Source organism: Streptomyces yatensis, assembly GCF_018069625.1.
Taxonomy (GTDB): domain Bacteria; phylum Actinomycetota; class Actinomycetes; order Streptomycetales; family Streptomycetaceae; genus Streptomyces; species Streptomyces yatensis.
In genome coordinates this window covers 7,773,192-7,784,773 of record NZ_CP072941.1, presented here as the reverse complement: position 1 = coordinate 7,784,773, position 11,582 = coordinate 7,773,192, and the positions used below count along the sequence as shown (strand labels likewise).

Sequence of the window (11,582 nt, the reverse complement as noted above, 5' to 3'; positions counted from 1 at the left end):
CGTCAGGCGGCGTCGCCGCTGGCGCCGGCGCGCCGACGGCGGGCCAGGACGACGGCCCCGCCGCCCACGGCGAGCAGCAGGGCGCCGCCGCCCACCAGATACGGCGTGGCCGAGCTGCCACCGGTCTCGGCCAGGTGCTCCGGCTTCGGCTCGGGCGTGGTCTGCGGGCCCACGCTCGGGCTGGGCTGGACCGCCGCGGCGACGGGCGCCTCACAGGTCGCCCGGGCGAGGGTGACCTGGCCCTCGACCTCGGAGACGTTCAGCTTGAGCGGGTTCACGGAGACCTTCAGGTTGAGGGCCGTGGCCGCCGCCGTGCGGGAGGTGGTGGCCGTCCGCGACAGATCGAGCCGGACCTGGCCGAGCGCCGGCACGTCGACCGTGGTGGTGCCGCTCGTGCTCAAGGTGACTTTCCTGCCGAGCACGCTGACGCTGCCGAGCAGGTTGGACTGGGCGGTCGGCCGCTTCCCGACGGCGCACACCGCCTTCGAGGTCACCTGCTCGACCGAGATCAGCGGCACCCCGGCCAGACCCGGGACGTGGACCTTGGCGTTGACGAGGTTGGAGTACCCCTCGGCGCGCTGCTTGTCCGCGGCGGCCCGGGCGGTGGCCACATCGGCCCGCAGCACACTGAACGGCCGGCCCCCGTCCACGCCGTCCAGGGTCGCGGTGAGTGCCGTCTTGCTGGCCGTCGCGGGTGCGTGCACCTCGTTCAGCACCACCGAGAGCGGAGCCGTGACGGTCTTGTTGAGCAGGGAGACATCGAGATCGGTGCGGAGCACGACCGCACCCGCCTTACCGGTGGTGGCACCGGTGTCGGCCTGCGCGGTCGCCGCGGGCAGCAGGCCCAGGACGGAGACCGCGGCAGCGGCAGTGGCGGCCGCCAGACGGCGGGTGGGCATGCCGAAGTAGGTGTTACTGGAACAGGACACGTGAGTTGACCCCCACAGGAGACATGGAGCCGCCGGCGCCTGCCGCGGGGGACTCCACGGGCGCCGACGGCCTCGACCACGCCATATTTGCGCACTGAGGGTAAACAGGCAGACACATGATGTCCGTTCATCCCAAAGGGTGTGGTTCGCCGCCGCGTTCGAGCCGCGTTCCCTTCAGGAGCCCCCTCAGGACCCCCTGCCCCACCCGTCCCCACGCCCAGTCAGCCCACGCCCAGTCAGCCCGCACCCGGTCAGCCCGCGCCCGCGCCCCGTTCCCCGTCAGCCAGCGCCCCGTCAGCCGACCACGCGGCCTCGCAGCACCACCCGCCGCGGCGTCGTCAGCACCCGCACATCGGCGCGCGGATCCGCGTCGTAGACCACGAGATCGGCGGAGGCCCCTTCGGTGAGCCCCGGCCGTCCGAGCCAGGTCCTCGCCGCCCAGGTCGCCGCCGAGAGCGCGTCCCGCGCCGGGATGCCCGCCTTCACCAGCTCGGCGACCTCCTGCCCGACCAGCCCATGGGCCAGGCCGCCGCCCGCGTCGGTGCCGGTGTAGATCGGGATGCCCGCGTCGTAGGCCGCCCGCACCGTCTCGTACCGGCGCGCGTGCAGCCGCCGCATATGGTCCGCCCAGCGCGGGAACCTCACCTCGCCGCCCAGCGCCAGCCGGGGGAAGGTGGCGATGTTGACCAGGGTCGGGACGATCGCCACGCCCCGCTCGGCGAACAGCGGGATGGTCTCCTCGGTGAGCCCGGTGGCGTGCTCGATGCAGTCGATCCCCGCCTCGACCAGCGGCGCGAGGCTCTCCTCGGCGAAACAGTGCGCCGTCACCCGCGCGCCCAGCCGGTGCGCCTCGGCGATGGCCGCCTCGACCGCGCCGCGCGGCCAGCAGGCCCCCAGGTCGCCGGTCTCCCGGTCGATCCAGTCGCCGACCAGCTTCACCCAGCCGTCGCCGCGCCGCGCCTCCGCGGCCACATAGGCGACCAGGTCCTCCGGCTCGATCTCATGCGCGTAGTTGCGGATGTACCGCTTGGTACGGGCGATATGGCGGCCGGCCCGGATGATGCGGGGCAGATCCTCGCGGTCGTCGATCCAGCGGGTGTCGGCCGGCGATCCGGCATCCCGCAGCAGCAGCGCCCCGGCGTCGCGGTCGGTCAGCGCCTGTTTCTCGCTCGTCGAATCGTCCACCGCCCCATGGGCGTCGAGTCCGACATGGCAGTGGGCGTCGACGAGGCCGGGCAGCACCCAGCCCTCGACCAGCCGGATGTCCCTGGCCCCGGCCGGCCGCTCGAACGTGATCCTGCCGTCGACCACCCACAGCTCGTCCCGGACGTCTCCGGCAGCGTCGCCGGTGTCCGGTCCGACCAGGACCCGGCCCTTGATGTGGAGCACCGCGCTATCCCTCATGCAACGCACTGTACGAGACCGGGGCAGGGCGTTGACCGGCCAATTCCCAGGAGCTGGAACGGCGCCACTCGAACAACATGCGCAGCGCTGCTACGCTCACGCAACCCACCGGAGGAGCGGCAGTGAGGAGGCCCTCGTGAACGCTCCCGCCGATGACGCGGCCGCCGCGCGAGCGCCCCGCGCACCGGAGGACCCCGATGGCTTATCGGCCGACGCGCACGCCGATGCCGACGCACAGGCCGATGCCGACGCAAAGGCCGATGACGACGCGCATACCGGCCCACGGCCCGACCCGGAGCACCTCACCGACCCACAGGCCGAATTCCGGGACTTCTTCGAGCGGCACCACGCCGAACTGGCCCGTCTCGCCCATCTGTTGCTCGGCAGCTCCGACGGTGCGGACGACCTGGCGGCCGACGCGCTGGTGGCGGTCTGGCACCAGTGGGACCGGGTACGGGCCGCCGACCATCCGGCCGCGTACGCCCGGGGCGTGGTCGCCAACCTGGCCCGCTCCCGGATCCGCAGTCTGGTGCGCGAGCGGCGGCGGGTGGCGCTCTTCTCCTCGCAGCGCTCCGACCATGTGGACGACCCGGACGTCTCCGCCGTGGTGGATGTGCAGGCCGCGCTGGTCCGGCTGCCGTTCCGCAAGCGCGCATGTGTGGTGCTGCGGCACGCCTTCGACCTCTCCGAGCGGGAGACGGCCCGCACGCTGGGCATTTCGGTGGGCACGGTCAAGAGCCAGACCTCCCGCGGAATCGCCGAGCTGGAGCGGCTGCTCGGCCCTCCGGACGGCGAGGGCGAGCTGCCCGGGGCGACGGAGGCCGAGCAGACGGTACGAACGCTCCGCTCCGGGAACACGGGCCACACAAGCCACACAGGCAACACAGGCAACACTGGGCCCACTCGCCACTCGGGTCACATGGGCCACGCCGGGCACGCAGGAGGGGGCAGTTGATGATCGAGCATCGCGAGCGCCCCGAGGGCCGCGATGTCGTCGCCGAGCTGCGTACGGCCGCCGCCTCCCATGAGCCGGACCGGATCCGGATGCTGGCCCGGGTCACGGCGGGCATGGCGGCCGACGGCCGGAGCCGGGGGGCGCGGACGAGCCCGCGCCGGAGCTGGGCGCCCCGGCTGGTGGGCCCGGTCGCCGGGCTGGCCGCGGCGGCCGTGGCGACGGGGATCGCGGTGGTGGCCACGGACGGTGCCGAGCGGCCGCAGACGGTGCGCATCTCGAGCGAGCCTGCCGCGCCTCCGGCGGGTGCGGGCGTGGACAGGCGGCCCGGGGAGGAGCCGGGCGCCGGATCGCAGAGCGATGCTGAACGGCACACGCCGAGCGCCTATCCCACCGCGGCCGGTCCAAACCATCTCGCCGAGCCGACCGTTCGGTCCAAGGGCGCGATCAACGCCCATTCCAATCCGTACTGGGCGCAGAGTGACATCACGCTCACCATCGGTAGACCGCTGACCTCACTGACAGTGGAGCTGCGGGTCGCGGACACCGGGGATGTGCTGTCCACCGGGTTCTGGAGCTCGCTGCCGGCCGGCGATGTGACCACCGCCACCCGCGTCGAGGACGGTGCGCTGGTCTACCGCTGGACGCTCCGGAAGGGCGCGACCGTGTCCGCGGGCCGGTATGTCTTCGCGGGGCAGTACAACCACGCCGAGGGGGACCGGGACACCGGCCGGGACGCGTACTCGGCCTCGGGCAACGGCCCCTCCGGGGCCTTCGCGGTGCGGGGCGACTTCCCCCGGTTCACCGTGGGGGATTGAATTCATGGCAGCGTGGCCAGAAATTCTCCGCGTTTTTCCGCTACTGCTTCCACATTCGTCTGCCCGCCATTGTGATTCCTAAACAAAAAATTTTTCACGGGTTCCTGATCCCGTAATTCAAGACGGTCATCGGCCGGTTACACATATGTGACAGACCCCACACGCGATCCGCTTTGCCCGAGTAACTCCCCTACAAATTACCGTCATTCGGCCAACGGCCGCGCGCACGCGCGCTCCCGCGTGATAACACACCGACCCCCCTCCACGTAACCCCCCACCGCGATGCATTTTCTGATTCTGCTGGGTAAATTGAATTTGCATGACCGCCGCACAAGCAGACCTAGTCCGTAGCGAATTGGATTTGCCGGAGGGCCTCACCCTCGACACACCGCGCGTCGAGGATGGAGCCGCGATCTGGCGAATCGCCCGCGACTCCAAAACCCTGGACCTCAACTCCTCCTACAGCTACCTCCTGTGGTGCCGCGACTTCGCCGCCACATCCGTAGTGGCGCGCGACGCCGACGGCGGACCGGTCGGCTTCATCACCGGTTACGTCCGGCCCGAGCGCCCCGAGACCCTCGTCGTCTGGCAGGTCGCCGTCGACCACGCCTGGCGTGGCCGCAAGCTGGCCGCCACCCTGCTGGACGGGCTGGTCGCGCGGGTCGCCACGGCGGGCGTCCGCGGCATCGAGACGACGATCACCCCTGACAACACCGCCTCGAACCGGCTGTTCACCTCGTTCGCCGAACGGCATGAAGCGCCGCTCGAGCGTGAGGTGCTCTTCCACGGCGGTCTCTTCCCCGACGGTGGACACGAGCCCGAGGTGCTCTACCGCATCGGTCCGCTCGGTCCGCTCGGACCGCGCGCGGACCGGACCTGATCTCCCCTGATCACACCCCGACCCCGAGCACAACCGGATCACCCCGATCCGCCCTCCTCACCCCCCTCACACCCCTCTCCCAGGAGAACGCTGTGACCATCACCCCGCCCGCCCTGAGCGTCTTCGAGGCCCTGGAGTCGGAGGTGCGCAGCTACTGCCGTGGCTGGCCCGCCGTCTTCGACCGTGCGCAGGGCAGCCACATGTTCGACGAGGACGGCCACACCTACCTCGACTTCTTCGCCGGAGCCGGGTCGCTCAACTACGGCCACAACAACCCGGTACTGAAACGGGCGCTGATCGACTACATCGAGCGTGACGGCGTCACCCACGGCCTGGACATGTCCACCACGGCCAAGCGCGCGTTCCTCGAGTCGTTCCAGAACAACATCCTGCGCCCGCGCGATCTGCCCTACAAGGTCATGTTCCCGGGCCCGACCGGCACCAACGCCGTCGAGGCCGCGCTGAAGCTGGCCCGTAAGGTCAAGGGCCGCGAGTCCATCGTCTCCTTCACCAATGCCTTCCACGGCATGTCGCTGGGCTCGCTGGCCGTGACCGGCAACGCCTTCAAGCGCGCCGGCGCGGGCATCCCGCTGGTCCACGGCACCCCGATGCCGTTCGACAACTACTTCGACGGCACGGTCGAGGACTTCCTGTGGTTCGAGCGGCTGCTGGAGGACCAGGGTTCCGGCCTGAACAAGCCCGCCGCCGTGATCGTCGAGACCGTGCAGGGCGAGGGCGGTATCAATGTGGCCCGGCCCGAGTGGCTGCGCGCCCTGGCCGAGCTGTGCGAGCGCCAGGACATGCTGCTGATCGTCGACGACATCCAGATGGGCTGCGGCCGCACCGGCGCCTTCTTCTCCTTCGAGGAGTCGGGCATCACCCCGGACATCGTGACCGTCTCGAAGTCCATCAGCGGCTACGGCATGCCGATGTCGCTCGCGCTCTTCAAGCCCGAGCTGGACATCTGGGAGCCCGGCGAGCACAACGGCACCTTCCGGGGCAACAACCCCGCCTTCGTCACCGCCGCCGCGACCCTGGACACCTACTGGGCCGACAGCCAGATGGAGAAGCAGACCCTGGCCCGCGGCGAGCAGGTCGAGCAGGCCCTGCGCGCCATCTGCGAGGAGCAGTCCGGCACCCACTTCCGCGGCCGTGGTCTGGTGTGGGGCCTGGAGTTCGAGGACAAGCCGCGCGCCTCGGCCGTCTGCAAGCGCGCCTTCGAACTCGGCCTGCTGGTCGAGACCTCCGGCCCGGAGAGCGAGGTCGTCAAGCTGCTGCCCGCGCTGACCATCTCCCCCGATGACCTGGACGAGGGGCTGCGGACCCTCGCCCGCGCGGTCCGCGAGACCGCATAACCCTCCCGTACCGCAGAGAAGAGAAAGGCAAGAACTCACCGTGATCGTCCGATCCTTCAAGGACATCGAGGACACCGAGAGGCATGTGAAGGCCAAGACCGGCACCTGGGAGAGCAAGCGCATTGTGCTCGCCCGTGAAGGCGTCGGCTTCTCGCTGCACGAGACCATCCTCTACGCGGGCACCGAGACCTCGATGTGGTACGCCAACCACATCGAGGCGGTGCTGTGCGTCGAGGGTGAGGCCGAGCTCACCAACGACGAGACCGGTGAGAAGCACTGGATTACGCCCGGCACCATGTACCTGCTGAACGGGCATGAGAAGCACACGATGCGCCCCAAAACGGATTTCCGGTGCGTCTGTGTCTTCAACCCGCCGATCACGGGACGGGAGGACCATGATGAGAACGGCGTATACCCGCTGATCACCGAGACCGAGGAGGCATGATCCGATGACCGCGGTCACTGACCTGTACCCGACCCGTGGGGCCATGGAGGTCGCCACGCCGCGCGTGGACCCCGTGGTGTGGTCCGAGCCCGGCGCCCCCGGGCCGCTGCAACCGTCCGAGCTGAGCGATTTCGATCGCGACGGCTTCCTGGCAATTGACGAGCTGATCACTCCGGACGAGGTCGCGGTCTACCGCGCCGAGCTGGACCGGCTGGTCGCCGACCCGGACGTGCGCGCCGACGAACGCTCAATCATCGAGCCGAAGTCACAGGACGTACGGTCGGTGTTCGAGGTGCACCGGATCAGCGAGGTCTTCGCGAACCTGGTGCGCGACCCGCGTGTGGTGGGCCGCGCACGTCAGATCCTCGGCTCGGACGTCTACGTCCACCAGAGCCGGATCAACGTCAAACCGGGTTTCGGCGCCTCGGGCTTCTACTGGCACTCGGACTTCGAGACCTGGCACGCCGAGGACGGACTGCCGAACATGCGGACCGTGTCGGTCTCGATCGCGCTGACCGAGAACTACGACACCAACGGCGGCCTCATGATCATGCCGGGGTCGCACCGTACGTTCCTCGGCTGCTCGGGCGAGACACCGAAGGACAACTACAAGAAGTCGCTGCAGATGCAGGACGCGGGCACCCCGTCCGACGAGGCGCTCACCGGTTTCGCCGACAAGCACGGCATCAAGCTGTTCACCGGCAAGGCCGGTTCGGCGACGTGGTTCGACTGCAACTGCATGCACGGCTCGGGCGACAACATCACGCCCTACTCGCGCAGCAACGTCTTCATCGTGTTCAACAGCGTGGAGAACACCGCGGTGGAGCCGTTCGCGGCACCGGTCCGCCGACCGGAATTCATCGGCGCCAGGGACTTCACGCCCGTACGGTGATCACCGCCGTGCGCTGAGCTGACGTCCGTGATCTGAGGGAAGCCGGGGTGCCCCGGCTTCCCTCAGATTTTTGTCGCCGCCAGTCCCCCGGTCTCAGCGGGACAGCTCCTCCAGCAGCCGGTCCACATCGGCCGCCGTGTTGTACAGGTGGAAGGAGGCCCGGAGGTTGCCGGCCCGCGCCGAGACATGGACGTCCGCCTCCGCCAGCCGGGACGCGGCGTCCCCCAGCCCCGGTACGGAGACGATGGCCGAGCCCGGGGCGGCGACGGGCTGGTGGCCGAGCCCGGTGACCCCGGCCCGGAAGCGGTCGGCGAGCGCGCGGTCGTGGGCGGCGATGGCCTCGGTGCCCAGCTCCTCGATCAGGGCGAGGGAGTGCCGGGCCGCGACGTAGGAGTACACGCTCGGGCTCTCGTCGAAGCGGCGGGCGGAGTGGGCGAGTTCGGCCACCGGTCCGTAGCAGCTGTCCCAGGGCTTCTCGCCCGCGACCCAGCCCGCGAAGACGGGGGCGAGCTCCCCGAGGTCCTCGGGGACGGTCAGGAAGGCGGCCCCGCGCGGGCACATGAGCCACTTGTAGGCCACGCAGACGGTGTAGTCGGCCTCGTCGGCGTTGACCGGGAACCAGCCGGCCGCCTGGCTGGTGTCCACCAGAGTGCGGGCCCCGTGGGTCCGGGCCGCCTCACCGATGGCGGCGAGATCGGCGATCCGCCCGTCCGCGGACTGGACGGCGCTCACGGCCACCAGCGCCGTACCCGGCCGTACCGCCTCCGCGATCTCCTCCAGCGGCACGATGCGCAGCTTGAGGTCGCCGCGGACGGCGAAGGGGTTGACCAGAGAGCTGAAGTCGCCGTCGGCGACGATGACTTCGGCTCCGGGCGGCAGCGAGGTGGCGATCATCCCCGCGTAGACGGCGACCGAGCTGCCGGCCGCGACCCGCCGCGCCGGTACGCCGACGAGCCGGGCGTAGACGGCCCGGCTCTCCTCGACCGCCTCGAAGGCCACGTCGACGATGGGCCGTCCGGCGGCCGAACCGTCGAGGACCGCCTTCACGGCGGCCACGGAGCGTGCGGGGATCAGACCGCTGGACGCGGTGGTGAGATACGTCGTGTGTGGCGCGAATTCGGCGCCCGCCAGGCTCTCCATGTCCATCCACTATGGAACCGGCTCACCCCGGCGTCCATCGCGTTTCCCTGTCGGATGCCTTCAAGTGAACCTTATGGATCCCCGCTGACCTGCGGCGATTCCCATCCCTGGCGCGGCGCCCGGGTGACCGCGCCGGCGGATCGGCCGAAAGAAGCCCCCCGGGGGGCCGCAGGCGCCGCGGGCATGCCGACACGGCCGCCGGAACCGCGGGTCAGGTCCGCGGGTCCGGCGGCCGCGCCGTCGGTCCGGGCTTCAGCGGTGCTGCTCCCGGAGGGCCTTCCGGGGCCCCCGGAGGGCTTCCGGGGCTTCAGCCGCGCTGCTCCCGGATGCCGTTGATCCGCCGGGGCAGCTCCAGCGGGTTCTCGTCCCGCAGCTCCGGCGGCAGCAGGGCGGCCGGGGTGTCCTGGTAGGCGACCGGCCGCAGCCAGCGCTCGATGGCGGTGCCGCCGACCGAGGTGGAGGTGGAGGTGGTGGCCGGGTAGGGGCCGCCGTGGTGCTGGGCCGGGGCGACGGCGACACCGGTCGGCCAGCCGTTGACCAGGACCCGGCCGGCCAGCGGGGTGAGCTCGGCGATCAGCGCACCGGCGCGGCCCTCGGTGCCCTCGCCCTCGGCGGCGGAGATCTGGACGGTGGCGGTGAGGTTGCCCGGGAGCCGGCCGAGCACCGCGCTGATCTCCTCGTCGCTCTCGTAGCGCGCCACGACGGTCACCGGGCCGAAGCACTCCTCCAGCAGCACATCGTGCGGGCCCCCCTCGGCGAGCCGCCGCGCCGGGACGGTCAGGAAGCCTGCGCTGACCGTGTGCTCACCGCCGGAGCCCGGGGTGACCGGGGCCTCCACGTCCGCCAGTTCGGCGCGCTCCTTGACCCCGGCGACGAAGTTGTCCCGCATCCGGTGGTCGAGCAGGACGCCCGCGTCGGTGTTGCTGACCGCCTCGGTGAGGGACTTCACCAGTCCGTCGCCCGCCGGTCCGGCCGGGGCCAGCACAAAGCCGGGCTTGGTGCAGAACTGGCCCACGCCCAGCGTCATGGAGCCCGCAAGCCCCGCGCCGATCTGGTCGCCGCGCTCGGCGGCCGCGGCCTCGGTGACCACGACCGGGTTGAGGCTGCCCAGCTCGCCGTGGAAGGGGATCGGCATCGGCCGGGAGGCCGCCGCGTCATGCAGGGCGCGGCCGCCGCGGACCGATCCGGTGAAGCCGGCGGCGGCGATCAGCGGATGCTTGACCAGCTCGATACCCGCGTCGAAGCCGTGCACCACCGCGATCACCTCGGCGGGCACCCCGACCCGCTCGGCGGCGCGGCGCAGCGCGGAGGCGGCCACCTCGGAGGTGGCGGGGTGGTCGGGGTGGGCCTTGACGACGACCGGGCAGCCCGCGGCGAGGGCGCTCGCGGTGTCGCCGCCGGGCACGGAGAAGGCGAGCGGGAAGTTGCTGGCGGCGTAGACGGCGACGACGCCGAGCGGCAGCTTGTAGCGGCGCAGATCGGGCCAGGGCGGGGTCTGGGTGGCGTCGGCGTGGTCGATGCGGACGTCGAGGAAGGCGCCCTCGTCCACGATGGTCGCAAAGGCCCGCAGCTGGTAGGTGGTGCGGGCGAGTTCGCCGGTGAGCCGGGCGGGGCCGAGCGCGGTCTCCGCGTCGGCGGCCTCGACCAGCTGGTCACGGGCCTCGTCGAGGAGATCGGCGGCGGTGCGCAGCAGGGCGGCGCGCACCGTACGGTCGGCCAGGGAGCCGCGGGCGGCGTGGGCCGCGCGCACCACGCGGTCGACCTCCTCCGCCGTGGCTTCGACCGCTACCTGCTCCCGCTGCTTTCCGGTTCGGGGGTCGACGCTCCACACTGGTGCTGACACCGCGGATTCCTCCTGCTGTGGTGTTACCGCTGCTTGCGTCCCACACATCGACGGTGTTCGATATGCTGAACGCTGTCCCGGGTGATGAATTTTCCCTCGGGACTCTATGGCTGGTCGAACAGAGGGGTCAAGGCGATGTCAGCTGCCGAGACGGGCGGGGCCCAGGTCAAATCGGCTGTCCGCACGGTCGAACTGCTGGAGTTCTTCGCCGGGCGGCCCGGAATGCACAGCCTCGCCGCGGTCCAGGAGGCCGTGGGCTATCCCAAGTCGAGCCTCTACATGCTGCTGCGCACCCTGGTGGAGCTCGGCTGGGTGGAGACGGACGCCACCGGCACCCGCTACGGCATCGGGGTGCGCGCCCTGCTCGTCGGCACCTCCTACATCGACGGCGACGAGGTCGTGGCCGCCGCCCGCCCCACCCTGGACCGGCTCTCGGACGACACCACCGAGACCATCCACCTCGCCCGCCTCGACGGCACCAATGTCGTCTATCTCGCCACCCGGCAGTCGCAGCACTATCTGCGCCCCTTCACCCGCGTCGGCCGCCGGCTGCCCGCCCACTCCACCTCGCTCGGCAAGGCGCTGCTGGCCACGTACTCCGACGAGCAGGTGCGCAAGCTGCTGCCGGAGACGCTGGGCCAGCTCACCGAGCACACCATCACCGACCGCGAGAAGCTGATCGAGGAGCTGCACCTCATCCGGGAGCAGGGGTACGCGGTGGACCGCGAGGAGAACACCCTGGGCCTGCGCTGCTTCGGCATCGCCATCCCGTACCGCACCCCCTCGCGCGACGCCATCAGCTGCTCGGTGCCGGTGGCCCGGCTCACCCCCACCCATGAGCAGATGATCAAGGACGCCCTGTTCGACGCCCGGGACCGGCTCACCCTCGCGACGCGCCGTCTCTGACCCACGGGAGGACGGCCC

11 protein-coding genes are annotated in these 11,582 nt (G+C 71.0%); 7 read left to right on the top strand and 4 right to left on the bottom strand.

The features are described 5' to 3' along the window. Positions 1–2 precede the first annotated feature (2 nt). Complete coding sequence (locus J8403_RS32485) at positions 3–899, bottom strand: SCO1860 family LAETG-anchored protein (protein WP_211128543.1); 897 nt, start codon at positions 897–899, stop codon at positions 3–5. A 324-nt stretch (positions 900–1,223) separates the two neighbouring features. Then, entirely contained in the window at positions 1,224–2,333 is a 1,110-nt protein-coding gene (locus J8403_RS32480) for an amidohydrolase family protein (RefSeq protein ID WP_211126269.1), read from the bottom strand. 136 nt (positions 2,334–2,469) lie between these two features. On the opposite strand from J8403_RS32480, the gene J8403_RS44825 reads away from it, so the two are divergent. The 6 genes from J8403_RS44825 (at position 2,470) to thpD (ending at position 7,675) form a co-directional block, all read left to right on the top strand. Beyond that, the gene (locus tag J8403_RS44825) at positions 2,470–3,288 is read left to right on the top strand and encodes a SigE family RNA polymerase sigma factor (RefSeq protein ID WP_211126268.1); all 819 of its coding nucleotides are present in this window, start codon (positions 2,470–2,472) and stop codon (positions 3,286–3,288) included. Beyond that, positions 3,288–4,103 (top strand): hypothetical protein, encoded by an 816-nt coding sequence (locus tag J8403_RS32470; protein WP_211126267.1) that lies wholly within the window; start codon positions 3,288–3,290, stop codon positions 4,101–4,103. The genes J8403_RS44825 and J8403_RS32470 overlap by 1 nt, the downstream gene beginning before the upstream one ends. A 319-nt stretch (positions 4,104–4,422) precedes the next feature. Continuing rightward, positions 4,423–4,983: a diaminobutyrate acetyltransferase gene (gene ectA, locus J8403_RS32465; protein WP_093460852.1), complete on the top strand. Its 561-nt coding sequence runs from the start codon at positions 4,423–4,425 to the stop codon at positions 4,981–4,983. A gap of 92 nt (positions 4,984–5,075) precedes the next feature. Beyond that, a complete protein-coding gene (gene ectB, locus J8403_RS32460) occupies positions 5,076–6,338 on the top strand; it encodes a diaminobutyrate--2-oxoglutarate transaminase (RefSeq protein ID WP_211126266.1) in 1,263 nt (420 codons plus the stop codon). A gap of 40 nt (positions 6,339–6,378) precedes the next feature. Continuing rightward, positions 6,379–6,783, top strand: a complete 405-nt coding sequence (locus tag J8403_RS32455; RefSeq protein WP_014059807.1) for an ectoine synthase — start codon at positions 6,379–6,381, stop codon at positions 6,781–6,783. Between the two features lie 4 nt (positions 6,784–6,787). After that, complete coding sequence (thpD, locus tag J8403_RS32450; RefSeq protein ID WP_211126265.1) at positions 6,788–7,675, top strand: ectoine hydroxylase; 888 nt, start codon at positions 6,788–6,790, stop codon at positions 7,673–7,675. 93 nt (positions 7,676–7,768) lie between these two features. On the opposite strand, the gene J8403_RS32445 is transcribed toward thpD, so the two are convergent. Together J8403_RS32445 and J8403_RS32440 are read right to left on the bottom strand one after the other, a co-directional pair. Continuing rightward, positions 7,769–8,815 (bottom strand): aminotransferase class V-fold PLP-dependent enzyme, encoded by a 1,047-nt coding sequence (locus tag J8403_RS32445; RefSeq protein ID WP_211126264.1) that lies wholly within the window; start codon positions 8,813–8,815, stop codon positions 7,769–7,771. Positions 8,816–9,122: 307 nt separating this feature from the next. After that, on the bottom strand, positions 9,123–10,706 hold the full coding sequence (locus J8403_RS32440) for an aldehyde dehydrogenase (NADP(+)) (protein ID WP_211126263.1): 1,584 nt from the start codon (positions 10,704–10,706) through the stop codon (positions 9,123–9,125). Positions 10,707–10,793: 87 nt separating this feature from the next. On the opposite strand from J8403_RS32440, the gene J8403_RS32435 reads away from it, so the two are divergent. Further along, positions 10,794–11,564, top strand: a complete 771-nt coding sequence (locus J8403_RS32435; protein ID WP_078640761.1) for an IclR family transcriptional regulator — start codon at positions 10,794–10,796, stop codon at positions 11,562–11,564. The last annotated feature ends 18 nt before the right edge of the window (positions 11,565–11,582 follow it).

Bases quoted from the DNA above. Each gene is read 5' to 3' on its own strand.
- J8403_RS32485 (WP_211128543.1), bottom strand. From the start codon at position 899: ATGCCCACCCGCCGTCTGGCGGCCGCCACTGCCGCTGCCGCGGTCTCC.
- J8403_RS32480 (WP_211126269.1), bottom strand. From the start codon at position 2,333: ATGAGGGATAGCGCGGTGCTCCACATCAAGGGCCGGGTCCTGGTCGGA.
- J8403_RS32470 (WP_211126267.1), top strand. From the start codon at position 3,288: ATGATCGAGCATCGCGAGCGCCCCGAGGGCCGCGATGTCGTCGCCGAG.
- ectA (WP_093460852.1), top strand. From the start codon at position 4,423: ATGACCGCCGCACAAGCAGACCTAGTCCGTAGCGAATTGGATTTGCCG.
- thpD (WP_211126265.1), top strand. From the start codon at position 6,788: ATGACCGCGGTCACTGACCTGTACCCGACCCGTGGGGCCATGGAGGTC.
- J8403_RS32445 (WP_211126264.1), bottom strand. From the start codon at position 8,815: ATGGAGAGCCTGGCGGGCGCCGAATTCGCGCCACACACGACGTATCTC.
- J8403_RS32440 (WP_211126263.1), bottom strand. From the start codon at position 10,706: ATGTGTGGGACGCAAGCAGCGGTAACACCACAGCAGGAGGAATCCGCG.
- J8403_RS32435 (WP_078640761.1), top strand. From the start codon at position 10,794: ATGTCAGCTGCCGAGACGGGCGGGGCCCAGGTCAAATCGGCTGTCCGC.